The organism is Amycolatopsis sp. NPDC051903, from assembly GCF_044452505.1.
Taxonomy (GTDB): Bacteria; Actinomycetota; Actinomycetes; order Mycobacteriales; family Pseudonocardiaceae; genus Amycolatopsis.
The window spans coordinates 522906-538654 of the sequence record NZ_JBITBT010000003.1; the positions used below are offsets into that span (position 1 = coordinate 522906).

A 15749-nucleotide genomic window follows, 5' to 3' on the forward strand; every position below is an offset into this window, starting at 1 on the left:
GACAACGTCCTGAGGAACATCGAGGGGAACGAGGTGGGGCAGTGGTGAATTCCCGCGACGAGGGCCTGTGCGACCGGCGTGCTCCGGAGCCACCCGACGCGGCCGCCACCCGCCCGTGAGCGCTCTCCCCCTTCCCCCGAACCGCCCCCGACCTGCGAACGACACCCCGATGACTGCCGATTCGATCAGCCCGATCCCCCGCTCGGCGGAGCCGCGTGAGACGCCCGCCGCCGTGGCCGCGATGGTGCGGCTGATCCGTGACACCTGGGCGCGGTCCGAGCCCTTCATCCCGGAGATCTCGCAGTTCTTCTACGGGATGCTGTTCACCCTGGCCCCGGCCACGCGGGACTTCTTCCCCATCAACATGGAGGTGCAGCGCGGCCGGCTCGTGCGCGCGCTCGTGCACATCGTGCAGATGGTGGACCGGCCCGACGACCTCGTGCCGTTCCTGCGCCAGCTCGGGCGCGACCACCGCAAGTTCGGCGTGATCCCGAAGCACTACGAGGCCGTGGGCACGGCGCTGCTGGCTTCGCTGAAGAACCACCTGGGGCCCGAGTGGACCGTCGCCGTGGAGCGGGCGTGGGCGGAGGCGTTCACGATCGTCGCGCGCGCGATGCAGGAGGCCGCGGCCGCGGACGTGAACCCGGCGTCGTGGCCGGCCACGGTCGTCGAGCACCGGCGGCTGACGTGGGACCTGGCCCTCGTGCGGTTGCTGCCCGAGCAGCCCGTGCCGTACCTGCCGGGGCAGTACATGAGCGTGGAGGTGCCGCAGCGCCCGCGGTTGTGGCGCTACCTCTCGCCGGCCAACGCGCCGCGGGAGGACGGCGGGATCGAGTTCCACGTGCGCGCGGTGGACGGCGGCTGGGTGTCGCGCGCCATCGTGAGCCACACGCAACCCGGTGACGTCTGGCGGCTCGGCCCGCCGCTCGGGCGCATGGCGGTGGACCGCGACCGGTCCCGCGGCGTCGTGATGGTGGCGGGCGGAACCGGTGTCGCGCCGCTGCGCGCGATCCTCGACCACCTGGCGATGTGGGGCGAGAACCCGAAAACGCGCCTGTTCTACGGCGGCCCGACCCGCGACGACCTCTACGACCTCGAAGAGCTGCGCGGGTTGTCGTCGACGAACCCGTGGCTCACCATTACGCCCGTCGTCGAGCGCGGTGACCACCTGCCCGGTTGTGAAACGGGGACGCTGGCGGAAGCGGTTACGCGGTACGGCGCTTGGCCGGAACACGACATCCTCGTGTCGGGTTCGCCGTCGATGATCCGCGCGACGGTGTCGCGCATGCTGGTGGCCGGCAGCGCGCTGAGCCAGATCCAGTACGACCCGTTCACCATCGACTGACCAGGTCAGCGGCTCACAAAAAATCTTTCCCCACCGGCGAAAGATCACTTTTACTGTGCGCCAGAACACGTTGACTAATCGTGGTTGAAATTGCTCCGTTCGAGCGGGAACACCGTTAACTACACCCGTTTTTCTCCAGGTGCGCCTACAGTCGTGATTCCTCGGGGGCGGCACGCGTACGCATCGCCGCGTGAAGACGAATACGTTTGGCCAGACTGGAGTAAACCGTTCCCGATGAGTTCAGAATCAGTGAAGATCGAATTCGCCCCGAACCCCGCCCTGCGCAGAACCATGTCCGGTTCCGAGACCGCGCGGGTGATCCGCGAGAGTTTCGCCCGGGTTGAGGCGAAATCGGAAGAGCTCGCCCAGTACTTCTACGGTGCACTGTTCGTGATCGCGCCGGACACGCGTGATCTGTTCCCCGTGACGATGGCCACACAGCGCAGCAGATTGTTGCGTGCGCTCGTGTACGTCGTGCAGATGGTGGATCGGCCCGACGAACTCAGCACGTTCCTCTCACAACTGGGCCGTGACCACCGGAAGTTCGATGTGCTCGAGCGCCACTACGACGCTGTCGGAACGGCGTTGATCAGCGCGATGAAACGATTTCTCGGCAGCGAGTGGACGCCCGAAGTGGAAACGGCGTGGACGTCGGCGTACCGCGCGATCTCGGAGACGATGCGCAAGGCGGCCGCCGAGGAAACGGGTCCGGCGTGGTGGAGCGGCACGGTCGTGGAGCACCGGAAGGTGTCGACGGACGTCGCCCTGGTGCGCGTGCGGACCGAGGGGCTGCTGCCGTACCGGCCGGGCGCGTACGTGAGCGTCGAGGTGCCGCAACGGCCGCGGCTGTGGCGGTACCTGTCGATGACCACCTCCCCGCGCGACGACGGCCTGCTGACCTTCCACGTCCGCGCCGTCGCCGGCGGCTGGGTGTCGCGGGCGATCGTGAACCACACGCACCCGGGCGACGTCTGGCGGCTGGGCCCTTCGCTGGGCGCCCTGTCGGTGGTGCCGACCACCGACCGGCGCCCGCTGCTGATGATCGCCGGCGGGACGGGCGTCGCGCCGCTGCTGGCGATCCTCGACGAGCTGGCGCGGTGGAAGCGGAACCCGCCCGTGCACCTGTTCTTCGGCGGCCGCAAGCCCAGTGACCTGTACGCGCTGGACGAACTGCGCCGCCTGGCGGTCACCTCGAGGTGGCTGACGGTCACCCCGGTGACCGAGGAAGGCGCGATCTCCGGCGGCGACCGCGGCACCCTCGCCACCGCCGTGACCCAACGCGGCAAGTGGGCCGACCACGACGTCCTCGTGTCGGGCTCGCCGAACATGATCCGCGGGACGGTCTCCAGGCTGCTGGCCGCGGGGGTGGAACTGGAGCGGATCAAGTACGACCCGTTCACGCTCGACTGAGGCTGTCGCTTGCGTTGAGGTCTGCGCCCTGGCTGCTGCCACCCTCGGCGAGCCCCTCGGCTAGGAACCGCGGCCGACTCTCGGCGAGATCGCGGGCGCCCACCGCCGCTGTCGCGCGGCGGAGGTTGGGACCGGCACCGCACGGCGGCTTCGTGGCCGCTGTTCGGGCACGCGGTGGTTTCCCGGCTGGGGTCCGGGCCGGTGCCGGGCTAGAGTTCCGGGGCATGGAGGTCACGATCCCCACCCCGGACGGCGACATCACCGGCTACCTGGCAGTTCCCTCCGGCTCGGGCCCGTTCCCGGCCGTCGTGATCATCCACGACGCAATCGGCCTGTCCGCGGACGCGCGGCGCATCACGGATCGCTTCGCCGACTCGGGCTACCTCGCGCTCAGCCCGGACCTGTACTCGCGCGGCGGCTTCTTCCGCTGCGTGCGCCAGGTCTTCAAGGACGTGTTCGCCCGCCGCGGCCGCGCCTTCGACGACATCGAAGCCTCGCGCGCCCTCCTGGCCGCCCGCGCCGACTGCACCGGCAAGATCGGCGTCGCCGGCTACTGCCTCGGCGGCGGCTTCGCCCTCGTCGCGGCCGCCCGCTCGTTCGACGCGTCCGCCCCGTACTACGGCCAGCTGCCCCGCGACCTCTCCGCCCTCGACGACGCCTGCCCGATCGTCGCCAGCTTCGGCCGCCGCGACCCGTCCCTGCGCGGCGCCGCCGCCAAACTCGACGCGGCCCTCACCGAGCGCAACATCCCGCACGACGTCAAGGAATACCCCCACGCCGGCCACAGCTTCGCCAACAAGATAGGCCCGGCCCCGGTCAACACCGTCCTGCGCGTCCTGGGCGTCGGCTACCACGAAGACTCCGATCTGGACGCGTGGCAACGCGTGATGTCCTTCTTCGGCGAGCACCTCAAGTAGCCGCCACCCGCGCCGGCTGCGACGGGACCGCTCGCGCTTCTCGCGGCGGCACGAATGGTCCAGTCGCGCACGCGCACGAACAGTCCACTCGCGCCATGGGCGCGAAAGGTCCAGCTGTGCGCACCCGCGGCATGAGCGGTCCACTCGCAGGCAACACGAAAGGCCCTCAGCCACCTTCGGCGGCACGAACGGCCCACTCACGCCACACCCCCAGCGCGAAAGGTCCAGTCACGCCTCGCCGCCGGCACCAACGGTCCACTCGCGGACAGCACGAAAGGTCCGGCCGGGCGCACCCGCGAGCATGAGCGGTCCACTCGCAGACAGCACGAAAGGTCCAGTCGTGCGGGGAGTGGCGCCACCGGTCCAGTCGCGCGGAAGCAGCGGGCCGGCACGCGCCCGGAGGCCCTGGCGAAGCAAGGTCCCGAACGCGAAACAGCCCCTCCACCACCGGAAAACCGGCAGCGAAGGGGCTGTCTGCTCAAGCCCGAAAGCCCAAACCTCAGCGGCGCTTCGGCTTCCACACCACCAAGGACGTCTGCTGCCGCGTCGGGACGAGGTCCTTGCGGTACGAGGCGTGGACCGCGGCGGCGGCCTGCTCGGCGGCGGCGTAGGCGGCCGCGAGCTCTTCGGTGAGTTCGTGCACCCGGGAGCGCAGTGCGTCGACCTGGTTTTCCAGTTCGATGATGCGCTTGACGCCCGCCAGGTTGACACCGGCTTCCTGCGAGAGGCGCTGGACTTCCCGCAGCAGCGCGATGTCGCGCATCGAATAGCGGCGGCCGCCGCCGGAGGTGCGGCCCGGGGAGACCAGGCCCTGGCGGTCGTAGGAGCGCAGGGTTTGGGCGTGCAGACCGGACAGCTGGGCCGCCACGGAGATCACGAACACGGGGGTGTCCTCGTCCGCGCCGTGCGGGAGTCCCGGGGTTCCGCCGAACATCACCCTCACCTGCCTTCGAGCAACTCGGTGATGTCGGGCCGCGGGTCGTTGCCCTTCATCGCCTCGGCGTAGGCCTCGAGGGCCGTTCGCGCCTTGTCGTCCAGTTTCGCGGGCACCGCGGCCTGCAGGGTCACCAACAGGTCACCCTGCGAACCGTCCCGCTTCTGAATGCCCTTTCCGCGCACGCGCAACACTCGGCCACTCGCGGTACCCGCCGGCACCTTGAGTGACACCTTCCCCTCGAGCGTCGGCACCGTGACGGTGGTGCCGAGCGCCAGCTCGGTGAAGTCCACCGGCACCGTCAGGGTCAGGTCGAGGTCCTTGCGGCCGAACAGCTTGTGCGGCGCCACGTGCACGCGGACGTACAGATCGCCGGCCTGCGCGCCACCCCGGCCCGGTTCGCCCTGGCCGGCGAGGCGGATCCGCTGGTCGTCGTCGACGCCCGGCGGGATGCGCACCGTCAGCGTGCGGGTGCGGGTGCTGATGCCCTCGCCACCACACTCCGGGCACGGGTCGTCGATGATCTGGCCGCGGCCGCGGCAGTCGCGGCACGGCTCGGAGAACGCGAACGCACCCTGGCTACGGCTCACCAGACCCGAACCCCCACACGTCGGACACGTGCGGGGCGACGTGCCCGGCTTCGCACCGTTGCCGCCGCAGGTCTGGCACGTCGCGGGGCTCGACAGCCGCAGCGGCAGGGTCGCGCCTTTGACCGCCTCGACGAAGTCGATCCGCACGTCGGTCTCGACGTCGGCGCCGCGCTGCGGCCGGTTGGCCGTCGCGGCGCCGCCGCGGGCCGAACGGCCGAAGATGCCGCCCAGGATGTCGCCGAGCCCGCCGAAACCGCCCTGCTGGGCACCGGCCTGGCCGAAGATGTCGTTCATGTCGAAGCCGCCCGCGCCGGCGCCGCCGGGGAAGCCCCCGAAGCCGCCCGCACCGGCGCCGAACAGGCGCTGGGCCTCGTCGTACTCCTTGCGCTTGCCCGGGTCGGACAGCACCCCGTAGGCCTCGGACACGGCCTTGAACTTGTTCTCGGCCGTGACGTTGCCGGCGTTGGCGTCCGGGTGGTTTTCCTTGGCGAGCTTGCGGTACGCCTTCTTGATCTCATCCGCGGTGGCGTCGGAGGAGACACCCAGCTCTTTGTAGAAGTCCTTGCCCATCCACTCCCGAGCACTCATCGGGTGCCTCCTCCTTTCGCTCCGAAACGGTTGTTACTGCTGGTTCGGCTCATCGATCGACCCGTCCAGCGGCAGCTCGCCGCCGACGGGCGGGTCGACCGGTACCGCGGCCGGCTCGTGGTCGGTGACCCCGACCAGCGCCGCCCGCAGGACCCGGTCCCCGAAGCGGTAACCGCGGCGCATGACCACGGTGACCGTCGGGCCCGTCACGTCCGGCGAGGTGTTGTGCTGCACAGCCTCGTGCACACTCGGGTCGAAGGCCTCGCCCTCGACGCCGAACGACTCGAGCCCGGCTCGCTGCAAGCCGCTCACCAGCTTGTCGCCGACCGATTTGAACGCACCGGTGAGATCACCGTGCTGCTCCGCCCGCTCGAGGTCGTCGAGCAGGGGCAGCAGGTCGCCGACCACCGACGCCTTCGCGCTCAGGACCACGGCCTCGCGGTCGCGGTCCACGCGCTTGCGGTAGTTGGCGTACTCCGCCTGCAACCGCTGCAGGTCGGCCGTGCGCTCGGCCAGCTGCTTCTCGACGTCCGACGCGACCGAAACCGAGTCGTCCACCGAGTCGCCGAGCGAGGGGCCCGCGTGGTGCGCGGGCGCCTCGTCGGCGGGAACTTCACTTTCCGGGGCAGGGGGACGGACCTCACCGGTCTGCGGGTCGAGCCGCCGCCGGTCACGCACGACCACCGGTTCCTCGGGGCCCCGGCCCTCGGCTTCCTGGTGTCGTGGGGTCACTTCTTCTCGTCCTCTTCCACGATCTCGGCGTCGACGACGTCATCGGCCTTGTCCTGGCCCGCACCCGCGGACCCGGCGTCGGCACCCGGAGCACCGTCACCGGCGGCGGCGCCGCCCTGGTTCGCGTACAGCGCGCTGCCCAGCTCCTGCGAAGCCGTGTTCAGCTTCTCGATGGACTCGCGGATCTTGGCCGAGTCGGTGCCCTTGAGCGCCTCGTTGGCCTCCTCGATCGCGGTCTTCACCTTGCCCTTGAGGTCCTCGGGGAGCTTGTCGTCGTTGTCCTTGACGAACTTCTCCGTCTGGTAGACCAGCGTCTCCGCCTGGTTGCGGGTTTCCGCTTCCTCGCGGCGCTTCTTGTCCTCCTCGGCGTGGGCCTCGGCGTCCTTGACCATGCGGTCGATGTCGTCCTTCGGCAGCGCGGAGCCACCGGTGATCGTCATCGACTGCTCCTTGTTCGTGCCCAGGTCCTTCGCGGTCACGTGCACGATGCCGTTGGCGTCGATGTCGAAGGTGACCTCGATCTGCGGCACGCCACGCGGGGCCGGCGGGAGACCGGTCAGCTCGAACATGCCGAGCTTCTTGTTGTGGGCCGCGATCTCGCGCTCACCCTGGAACACCTGGATCTGCACCGACGGCTGGTTGTCGTCCGCGGTGGAGAAGATCTCCGAACGCTTGGTCGGGATCGTGGTGTTGCGCTCGATGAGCTTGGTGAACACGCCACCCTTGGTCTCGATGCCGAGCGACAGCGGCGTGACGTCCAGCAGCAGGACGTCCTTGACCTCGCCCTTCAGGACACCGGCCTGCAGCGCCGCGCCGACCGCGACGACCTCGTCCGGGTTCACGCCCTTGTTCGGCTCGCGGCCACCGGTCAGCTCCTTGACCAGCTCGGCCACCGCCGGCATGCGGGTGGAACCACCCACGAGCACGACGTGGTCGATGTCGCCGACGGAGATGCCGGCGTCGCGGATCACGTTGTTGAACGGAGCCTTGGTGCGGTCGAGCAGGTCCGAGGTGATCTTCTGGAACTCGGCGCGCGAGAGCGTCTCGTCGAGGAACAGCGGGTTCTTGTCCGCGTCGACGGTGATGTAGGGCAGGTTGATGCCGGCGGAGTTGGAGCTCGACAGCTCGATCTTCGCCTTCTCGGCGGCCTCACGGATGCGCTGGAGCGCCATCTTGTCCTTGGTGAGGTCGATGCCGTTGGCGGCCTTGAACTTGTCGACCAGCCACTTGACGATGCGCTCGTCCCAGTCGTCACCACCGAGGTGGTTGTCACCGGACGTCGCACGCACCTCGACGACACCCTCGCCGATCTCGAGCAGCGACACGTCGAACGTGCCGCCACCGAGGTCGAAGACCAGGATGGTCTGCTCCTTCTCGCCCTTGTCCAGGCCGTACGCCAGCGCGGCGGCGGTCGGCTCGTTGACGATGCGGAGCACGTTCAGGCCGGCGATCTGCCCGGCCTCCTTGGTGGCCTGCCGCTGGGCGTCCTCGAAGTACGCCGGCACGGTGATCACCGCGTCGGTGATGTCCTCGCCCAGGTACGCCTCGGCGTCGCGCTTCAGCTTCATCAGCACGCGCGCGCTGATCTCCTGCGGCGTGTACTTCTTGCCATCGATCTCGTTGTTCCAGTCGGTACCGATGTGCCGCTTCACGGACCGGATCGTGCGGTCGACGTTGGTCACGGCCTGGTTCTTCGCCGACTGACCGGTGAGCACTTCACCGTTCTTGGCGAACGCGACGATGGACGGGGTCGTCCGGGAGCCTTCCGAGTTGGCGATGACCGTCGGCTCGCCGCCCTCAAGGACGGCTACGACCGAGTTGGTCGTGCCGAGGTCGATGCCGACCGCTCGCGCCATGGTGCTTCCTCCTGTGTTGGCAGCTCTACTGCTATGTTCGTGACCTGCACGTTTGAGCTCCGCCTTGAGCGGAGCCCTGGCAAGTTCTATCGGCCTGTCGTGCACCTCGTCAAGCCAGACTTGAGTCGGTTGCACTCAACCTTCGTATCAGCCTAACGACCACGTTCCGGTTCTTGTTCCCGCGGTCACCCGCAGACCGTCCCGCGAGGTGGTGTGAGGCCGCTCACCAGGTATTTCGTCTCCTCGGCCCGCGCGCACGCGGAGTTCAGCAGCCCGTGTGGCCGTCGTCGAGGCGCTTGCGGAGCACCGAGCCGTCGACGTCCGCGGCGAGCCCCCGAGCCCACGCGAGCGGCGTCGCCGGGTCGTGGACGCCACCGACGACGAGGATCGCCGGCTGTGCGGGGCGACGCGGTGCAGGCGCAGTTCGAGTCCCCGAGCTACGGCATGTACCGCGCCATCGGCTGCCAGGACGACCCGTCACCGTTCACGGGCGTCGCCGACCTGCGGGCGCTGGCGGGCGTGGTCCGCGCCGCCGACGCGGTGAGCCGGATCCGTCGCGGGCAGCCGCACCACGGCGAGCCGCGCGGTACCGGCACCCGGGTCGGCGCGGTCGATCGGCACGTCGACGTGGGTGCACTCGGCGGTCGGCTCCTGCGTCGTGGGACCGCGGCGATCAGCTTCACGCCGGCCGCGCGGCGCGGTGGTCGACCTCGCTGCTGACGGCCACCGGCTCGGCCAGCCACCCGGCGTCCGGCGGCACCGCCACCCGCACCACGGCCACGGGTTGCGTCGCCGGTGGCGTGTCGGCGTGGGCGCCGAAGCTCGCGGTCAGCACGAACGCCCCCACCGCTCCGGCCAGGACGGCCGCCAGCACCCGGGTCTCGAACTTGCGCATCAGAAGAATCCCCCGAAAGTCGATCAAGCTGCCGTGACGGTGACGCTGCCGCTCTCGGTGGTCAAATCGAGCGTCTTCGTGTCGGCTCCGCCGGTGTTCTGCGTGTACTGCGGGATGAGCACCGACCGGTGCCCGCTGTCGGTGTCGCCGATCACGCGGTACGACCCGGCGGGCACCCGCACGTCGACGCTGCCGGAATCGGCCTTCACCCTCACGTCGTTGGGGCTCGCCAGCGCCAGTTCGACGCGGCCGCTGTCGGCGGAGATGTCGACCGGCCCGCGCACGCCGTCGGCCGACACGTGCCCGGAGTCGCTGTGCAGCTGCACCGGGCCGACGTCGTGCAGGTCGATCGACCCGCTGTCGAGGCGCAGGTTCACCGGGCCCGTGACGTTCGCGACCTGCGCGTGCCCGGAGTCGGCGGTGACGTCGACGCTGCCGACACCCGCGATGTCCAGCGAGCCGGAATCGGCCTTGCCCGTGACCGGCAGCCCGGCCGGCACGACGATCTCGAAGTCCGCTGTGCAGTTGCGGCCGCAGTCGCCGAGCACGAGCTGGTCGCCGTCCACGCGCCACGCGTCGCCGGGCTCGGAGCGGAAGTTGTAGTGCAGCTTCTGGTGCACGGTGATCGGCCCGGACCCGGTGCGGATCCGGACGTCGCCGGAGTCCGCGTCGAGCTTCACACCACGGATCTGCTGCGCCACCGTCGTGTCACGCTCCACGGCGGACCCCAGCCCCCAGCCGAAGGCGATCGCGACCCCCACGCCGATCAGAACTACGCCACCCAGTGCCAGAAGCGGGCGTGCCATGGTGTCCGTCCCCTCAGTGCCGCTCATCCGTCTCGCCAAACGGTATGAGCGCCACTGCCACGGCGACATCCGGTAAACCCCCCGAAACATCCCTGAGGTGCCGGGCCCCGGGTCAGGGTCATAACCTGTCGTCGAGTGGACTTCCAAGATCAGCTTGGTCAGGAGGATCGATGCCCCAAGCACCCAATCCGTATGATTTCCTGCCGTCCGTCCCGTCGTTCACGCTTCGCAGCAACGACATCGCCGAAGGCGAGACGCTGGCGACCCCGCACCTGTCCGGCATCTTCGGCGCCGGCGGCGAAGACCGTTCGCCGCAGCTCGGGTGGGAGGGTTTCCCCGAGGGCACCCGCAGCTTCGCGGTGACGGTGTACGACCCCGATGCCCCCACCGCGTCCGGGTTCTGGCACTGGGCCGTGTTCAACATCCCGGCCTCGGTCACCGAACTCGCCGCGAACGCCGGTGACGCGAGCGGCTCCGGCCTGCCCGAAGGCGCCGTGACCCTCAAGGGCGACGGTGGCGTGAAGCAGTTCCTCGGCGCCGCCCCGCCGCCCGGGCACGGCCCGCACCGCTACTACTTCGTGGTCCACGCCCTGGACGTCGACTCGCTCGACGTGAGCGGCGACGCGACGCCCGCGTTCCTCGGCTTCACCATGTTCGGCCACACGCTGGCCCGCGCGACCATCACCGCGATCTACGAGAACAAGGGCTGAGGTTTCCCGGATCGGGCCATCGCGGGTTCGCCCGTGATGGCCCGTTTCGTCGCTCGCGCACGGGCGTCCTTTGTGGACGTCCTAGCGCAACGACTCCCGGTTGACCCCGTCGCGTTCGAGGTAGCGGCCCTTCGTGTGCTCGGCGAACCCGAACTGCCGGTACAGCCCGTGGGCGTCGGCCGTGTGCAGCATCCAGCGGAAGCCGCTGCCGGGACCGTTGTCGATCATCTCGCGCACGATCTCCTTGCCCAGCCCGGTACCGCGGGCGTCCTCGACGACGAAGACGTCGCCGAGGTAGGCCGAGGACACGCCGTCGGAGAAGGCCCGGGCGAAGCCGACCTGACGGCCGGTGACGCGTTCGTACGCGCCGACCACGCGCCACGACCCGGCGACCGCCGCCTCGACCTGTTCACGCGTGCGCCAGCGGCCCCAGTAGGCCTCGGTGGACAGGAACTTCCACAGCACGTCGAAGTCCAGCCGGCCGGGGTCGTCGTCGAGTTCGTAGTCGCCTGCGATCCGCATGTCCCGCAAGCTAGCCGAACTCGCGGACGCGCCGCACCGGAGTTACCGATCCGGCCAAAAGCAGGCGGGCCCGCAACCGGACGTAACCGCGGTTGGCGGCCGTTCCCGCCGTGACCGTGGTCGGATTGGTAACCGGCAACACAGTCAGCGCGGCTTGAGCAGGTAGTCCACCACGGGCCGCAGCTCGTCCGCCGACGGCGGTTCGTCGTCGATCAAGCCCTGGATCAGCAGGCCGTCGATGCCGGCGAGGAACACGCGGAACGCGACCTCGTCGTCGTGGCGGACCATGGACGTCAGCACGTCGAGCCAGCGCCGCGCGGCGGGCCGCAGCTCGGGTTTGCGCGCGGCCAGCAGGTACAGCTCGTACTCCGCCATCGTGCGCCCGCGGCGCGGCCCGAGCGCCTCCGCGAGCAGGCCGGCCACCTCCTCGGCGCCGCGGCTGCCGCGCGAGCGGGCGCGGTCGATCATCCAGTACACCTCGGTGGCCATGTCGCGCGCGCACGAGATGAGCGTGGCCACGAGCAGGTCGTCGAGCGAGGCGAAGTGGTAGGTGGTCGACGCCGTGGGCACGTCGGCCTCGGCCGCCACCGTGCGGTGGGTGACGCCGGCGACGCCGTCGCGCTCGATCACCCGCAGGGTGGCCTCGATGATCTCCGCGCGCCGCTTCTCGCCGCGCGCCTTGCGTCCGTCGACCTGGATCTTCACTGGCTGCTCCCGACTTCGATGAGCACCACTCCGCCGATCACGAGCACGAGCCCGCCGGCCATCACGAGGTTGACCGGCTCCTTGAGGAACAGCACCCCGATGATCGCGACGAGCGCGACGCCCACGGCCGCCCACAGCGCGTACGCGACACCGATCGGCAACCCCAGCTTCAGCACCCGCGACAGCGCGAAGAACGCCACGCCGTACCCCACCGCGACCAGCACCGACGGGAGGACTTTGGAGAACCCGTCGGACAGCTTGAGCGAGATGGTGGCGGTCACTTCTGCGCCGATCGCCAAAGCGAGGTACAAGTAAGCAACCATGGACACGAAACTACCTGAACGATCGTCTCACTAGCCAGCGAGGCGTGCACCACATCGGTGGGACTTGGGCCGCGCCAACCGGTTACTCATCAGTACAAAGCGTTACCCTGCTCGGCACAGGGGCCCGTGGCACTCGGCGCGGGCACCGGCACCACCACACCGGACGAAAGGCACCCGACGATGGGCGCTGTACAGCTGACGCTCGGGGGGATCTCCGTCCTCCTGGGCGTCGTCGCCTGGGGAATGTTCATCGCCACCATCGCCCGCTTCGTGCGGGTGATCCGGCTCGGCCAGCCCGACCCGACGCGCAACGGGCCCTTCGTGGCGCGGCTCGGCACGTTGATCAAGGAGTTCGCCGCGCACACGCGCATGGCGAAGTTCCGCCAGGTCGCGCCGTGGCACTGGATGGTGATGTGGGGCTTCCTCATCGGGTCGCTCGCGCTGTTCGAGGCCTACGGTGAGGTGTTCGTGCCGACGTGGGGCTGGCCGGTGCTCGAGGACTGGTCGGTGTGGAGCCTGCTCATGGAGCTGCTCGGCGTCGCCACGATCGTCGGCGGCTTCGGGCTCGTGTTCATCCGCCAGGCCAACCACCCGCGCCGCGCCGACCGCATGTCGCGCTTCGCGGGTTCGAACTTCGCGTGGGCCTACTTCGTCGAGGCCGTGGTGATCATCGAGGGCATCGGCATCATCGGCGTGCGCGCCGCGAAGGCCGCGATGGGGGTGCACGAGACGCCGGTCTGGGCGGCCTTCGTGTCCGACCCGCTCAGCTGGGTCCTGCCTTCGAGCGCGACGCTCGTGTCGGTGTTCGCGTTCATCAAGCTGATGAGCGCCACGGTGTGGCTGATCGTCGTGGCCCGCACGATGACCATGGGCATCGCCTGGCACCGCTTCAGCGCGTTCTTCAACATCTACTTCAAGCGTGAGGACGACGGTGGGGTCGCCCTCGGTGCGCTGAAGCCGATGATGTCGGGTGGCAAGGTGCTCGACCTCGAAGAGGCCGACCCCGACGAGGACACGTTCGGCGTCGGCAAGGTCGAGGACTTCAGCTGGAAGGGCTGGCTCGACTTCTCCACGTGCACCGAGTGCGGCCGGTGCCAGTCGCAGTGTCCCGCGTGGAACACCGGCAAGCCGCTGTCGCCGAAGCTGCTGATCACACAGCTGCGCGACCACGCGTACGCGAAGGCGCCGTACCTGCTCGCGGGCGGCAAACGCGACATGGCGGGCGACGAGGTCGGACTGAACGGCGACAACATGTACGCGGGCATCGACGTGCTGGCGATCGCCGAGTCGGAGCGTCCGCTGATCGGCGACGACGGCGGCGTGATCGACCCGGACGTGCTCTGGTCCTGCACCTCCTGCGGCGCGTGCGTGGAGCAGTGCCCGGTCGACATCGAGCACGTCGACCACATCGTGGACATGCGCCGCTACCAGGTGATGATCGAGTCGTCGTTCCCCACGGAGCTGAACGGCATGTTCAAGAACCTGGAGAACAAGGGCAACCCGTGGGGCCAGAACGCCAAGGACCGTCTCCAGTGGACGGAAGACCTCGACTTCGAGGTCCCGGTGTTCGACGGCGACCTCGGCGACGCTGAGTACCTGTTCTGGGTCGGCTGCGCCGGCGCGTTCGAGGACCGCGCGAAGAAGACCACGCGCGCCGTCGCGGAGCTGCTGCACATCGCGGGCGTGAAGTACACCGTGCTCGGCTCGGAGGAGTCGTGCACCGGTGACCCGGCGCGCCGCGCGGGCAACGAGTTCCTGTTCCAGATGCTGGCGCAGCAGAACGTCGAGGTCCTGAACTCCGTGTTCGAGGGCCGCGAGCGCAGGGCGCGCAAGGTCGTCGTGACGTGCGCCCACTGCTTCAACACGCTCGCCAACGAGTACCCGGAGCTGGGCGGCCAGTTCGACGTCGTGCACCACACGCAGCTGCTCAACCGCCTGGTGCGCGAGAAGTACCTGACGCCCGTCGCGCCGATCGCCGAGGACGTCACCTACCACGACCCGTGTTACCTCGGCCGCCACAACAAGGTGTACGACGCGCCCCGCGAGCTCGTCGGCGCCTCGGGCGCCACGCTGCGCGAGATGCCCCGCCACGGCGATCGCTCCATGTGCTGCGGCGCCGGCGGCGCGCGCATGTGGATGGAGGAGAAGATCGGCAAGCGCATCAACGTGGAGCGCGTGGACGAAGCGCTGGGCACCGCCCCGTCCAAGATCGCCACGGGCTGCCCGTTCTGCCGCGTGATGCTCACCGACGGCGTCACGGCGCGGCAGAGCGACGGGCTGGCCGGCGAGCGGGTGGAGGTCGTCGACGTCGCGCAGCTGCTGCTGACGGCGGTGAAGCGCAAGCCGGAGCCCGCGCTGGTGCCCGCGGGCGCCCCGTCGCTGGCGGGCGAGTCGGACGCGGACCTGACGGCCGAGCCCGACGTGCCGACCGACGAGACGCCGACCGGGACACCGCTGCCGGATGAGGACAAATAGCATTTCGCACTGAGGTGAACGCCTCTTCCCCGATCCTGGCGATCGAGGAAGAGGCGTTTTCTTTTGTCCTCGATCCGAGACCGGCGCTCTTCACCCCGCGTGCTCGTTCATGCGCGGAAAGAGAGCTTGAACTCGTCGAAACCGCAGGCGGGCAACCTATTGCCATACTCGTGGGTAACTGCTCTCGAATTGCGGTAACCGTTTGACACAAAGCGTACGCACGTACCGGAACCCGCACCGAAAACGTTTTCCACCCCATTTTCCGAACCAAAGTCTTGGAATACGTCACATTGACAGCGACAACGGGGAGAACGAGCGTACTCTTCGGATCCTCGTGACCAGCGCCGCTCGCGAGAGCGGAATTCGGCGACCGGAAAGGGGACGCGCAGTGGTGAACGGGCATCGCGCACCGAGCACGACCGGCCACCACGGAACGCCCTTTCCGCAGGCCGCACGAGTAACCGTGGTCCCGGGCCGCCAGGCGGAGCCGGCGTGGCCCACGGAGGCGCCGGAGGAGTTCGCGGGCGAGCCCGTGGCTGGGGACGGCTGGCTCGCCGACCCCTCACCCGTGCCGGGGCCGCGGACGCTGGTGCGGCCGTACGTGCTCACGCGGGGGCGCACGCAGGCGCGGCGCAACCTCGCGATCGAAGCCCTTGTCAAGGCCAACGCGGAGGACCCGCGCTGGAACGCCCCGCACGTGAAGGGCGAGTTCCGGATCGTGCGGTCGCTGTGCCTGTACCCGCGGTCGGTCGCGGAAGTGGCCGCGACGCTGAGCGTGCCGCTGGGTGTCGCCCGGGTCCTGCTCGACGATCTGGCCGAACTCGGCCTCGTGACGATCCACGCGCCGCGGCCCAAGGAAGACGGCCGGCCGGCGGTAGCGCTGATGGAGCGCGTGCTCTCGGGTCTCCAGCGGTTGTGAACCCCGTTCGCGGGCTACTCTT

At 69.5% G+C, this 15749-nt stretch carries 17 protein-coding genes; 7 read left to right on the plus strand and 10 right to left on the minus strand.

All coding sequences use genetic code 11. From position 1 onward, the window contains the following. The first annotated feature begins 169 nt into the window (after positions 1 to 169). The 3 genes from ACIA77_RS10065 to ACIA77_RS10075 all read left to right on the plus strand — a co-directional run bounded on the left by ACIA77_RS10065 (position 170) and on the right by ACIA77_RS10075 (position 3672). Positions 170 to 1345 carry a globin domain-containing protein gene (locus ACIA77_RS10065; protein ID WP_395885439.1) on the plus strand — a complete coding sequence of 392 codons (1176 nt, stop codon included), beginning with the start codon at positions 170 to 172 and terminating at the stop codon, positions 1343 to 1345. 291 nt (positions 1346 to 1636) lie between these two features. After that, the gene (locus ACIA77_RS10070; protein ID WP_395885641.1) at positions 1637 to 2755 is read left to right on the plus strand and encodes a globin domain-containing protein; all 1119 of its coding nucleotides are present in this window, start codon (positions 1637 to 1639) and stop codon (positions 2753 to 2755) included. A 224-nt stretch (positions 2756 to 2979) separates the two neighbouring features. Then, complete coding sequence (locus ACIA77_RS10075; RefSeq protein ID WP_395885440.1) at positions 2980 to 3672, plus strand: dienelactone hydrolase family protein; 693 nt, start codon at positions 2980 to 2982, stop codon at positions 3670 to 3672. A gap of 499 nt (positions 3673 to 4171) precedes the next feature. Here ACIA77_RS10075 and ACIA77_RS10080 read toward each other — a convergent pair whose 3' ends face one another. The 5 genes from ACIA77_RS10080 to ACIA77_RS10100 all read right to left on the minus strand — a co-directional run bounded on the left by ACIA77_RS10080 (position 4172) and on the right by ACIA77_RS10100 (position 8853). Continuing rightward, positions 4172 to 4606, minus strand: coding sequence for a heat shock protein transcriptional repressor HspR (locus ACIA77_RS10080; protein ID WP_395885441.1), 435 nt, complete (start codon positions 4604 to 4606; stop codon positions 4172 to 4174). A gap of 5 nt (positions 4607 to 4611) precedes the next feature. After that, positions 4612 to 5784, minus strand: coding sequence for a molecular chaperone DnaJ (dnaJ, locus tag ACIA77_RS10085; protein ID WP_395885442.1), 1173 nt, complete (start codon positions 5782 to 5784; stop codon positions 4612 to 4614). 33 nt (positions 5785 to 5817) lie between these two features. Further along, positions 5818 to 6516, minus strand: coding sequence for a nucleotide exchange factor GrpE (gene grpE / locus ACIA77_RS10090; RefSeq protein WP_395885443.1), 699 nt, complete (start codon positions 6514 to 6516; stop codon positions 5818 to 5820). Continuing rightward, positions 6513 to 8372: a molecular chaperone DnaK gene (gene dnaK, locus ACIA77_RS10095; protein WP_395885444.1), complete on the minus strand. Its 1860-nt coding sequence runs from the start codon at positions 8370 to 8372 to the stop codon at positions 6513 to 6515. The genes grpE and dnaK overlap by 4 nt, the downstream gene beginning before the upstream one ends. A gap of 265 nt (positions 8373 to 8637) precedes the next feature. Continuing rightward, a complete protein-coding gene (locus ACIA77_RS10100; protein WP_395885445.1) occupies positions 8638 to 8853 on the minus strand; it encodes an alpha/beta hydrolase in 216 nt (71 codons plus the stop codon). On the opposite strand from ACIA77_RS10100, the gene ACIA77_RS10105 reads away from it, so the two are divergent. Next, positions 8769 to 9092 (plus strand): hypothetical protein, encoded by a 324-nt coding sequence (locus ACIA77_RS10105; RefSeq protein ID WP_395885655.1) that lies wholly within the window; start codon positions 8769 to 8771, stop codon positions 9090 to 9092. The genes ACIA77_RS10100 and ACIA77_RS10105 overlap by 85 nt on opposite strands. On the opposite strand, the gene ACIA77_RS10110 is transcribed toward ACIA77_RS10105, so the two are convergent. Together ACIA77_RS10110 and ACIA77_RS10115 are read right to left on the minus strand one after the other, a co-directional pair. Further along, positions 9052 to 9267, minus strand: coding sequence for a hypothetical protein (locus tag ACIA77_RS10110; protein ID WP_395885446.1), 216 nt, complete (start codon positions 9265 to 9267; stop codon positions 9052 to 9054). The genes ACIA77_RS10105 and ACIA77_RS10110 overlap by 41 nt on opposite strands. Before the next feature lie 23 nt (positions 9268 to 9290). After that, complete coding sequence (locus ACIA77_RS10115; protein ID WP_395885447.1) at positions 9291 to 10073, minus strand: DUF4097 family beta strand repeat-containing protein; 783 nt, start codon at positions 10071 to 10073, stop codon at positions 9291 to 9293. Positions 10074 to 10243: 170 nt separating this feature from the next. Here ACIA77_RS10115 and ACIA77_RS10120 point away from each other — a divergent pair, with 170 nt between their 5' ends. After that, positions 10244 to 10783, plus strand: coding sequence for a YbhB/YbcL family Raf kinase inhibitor-like protein (locus ACIA77_RS10120; RefSeq protein ID WP_395885448.1), 540 nt, complete (start codon positions 10244 to 10246; stop codon positions 10781 to 10783). Positions 10784 to 10864: 81 nt separating this feature from the next. On the opposite strand, the gene ACIA77_RS10125 is transcribed toward ACIA77_RS10120, so the two are convergent. From ACIA77_RS10125 to ACIA77_RS10135, 3 genes are all read right to left on the minus strand, one after another. Next, complete coding sequence (locus ACIA77_RS10125) at positions 10865 to 11305, minus strand: GNAT family N-acetyltransferase (protein WP_395885449.1); 441 nt, start codon at positions 11303 to 11305, stop codon at positions 10865 to 10867. 144 nt (positions 11306 to 11449) lie between these two features. Next, entirely contained in the window at positions 11450 to 12010 is a 561-nt protein-coding gene (locus ACIA77_RS10130; RefSeq protein WP_395885450.1) for a TetR/AcrR family transcriptional regulator, read from the minus strand. Then, entirely contained in the window at positions 12007 to 12333 is a 327-nt protein-coding gene (locus ACIA77_RS10135; RefSeq protein WP_395885451.1) for a DMT family transporter, read from the minus strand. Before ACIA77_RS10135 ends, ACIA77_RS10130 begins: the two co-directional genes overlap by 4 nt. A gap of 180 nt (positions 12334 to 12513) precedes the next feature. Between ACIA77_RS10135 and ACIA77_RS10140 the strand changes: the two genes are divergently transcribed. Then, the gene (locus ACIA77_RS10140; protein ID WP_395885452.1) at positions 12514 to 14808 is read left to right on the plus strand and encodes a (Fe-S)-binding protein; all 2295 of its coding nucleotides are present in this window, start codon (positions 12514 to 12516) and stop codon (positions 14806 to 14808) included. A gap of 463 nt (positions 14809 to 15271) precedes the next feature. Continuing rightward, the gene (locus ACIA77_RS10145; protein ID WP_395885453.1) at positions 15272 to 15727 is read left to right on the plus strand and encodes a DUF742 domain-containing protein; all 456 of its coding nucleotides are present in this window, start codon (positions 15272 to 15274) and stop codon (positions 15725 to 15727) included. Positions 15728 to 15749: the final 22 nt, after the last annotated feature.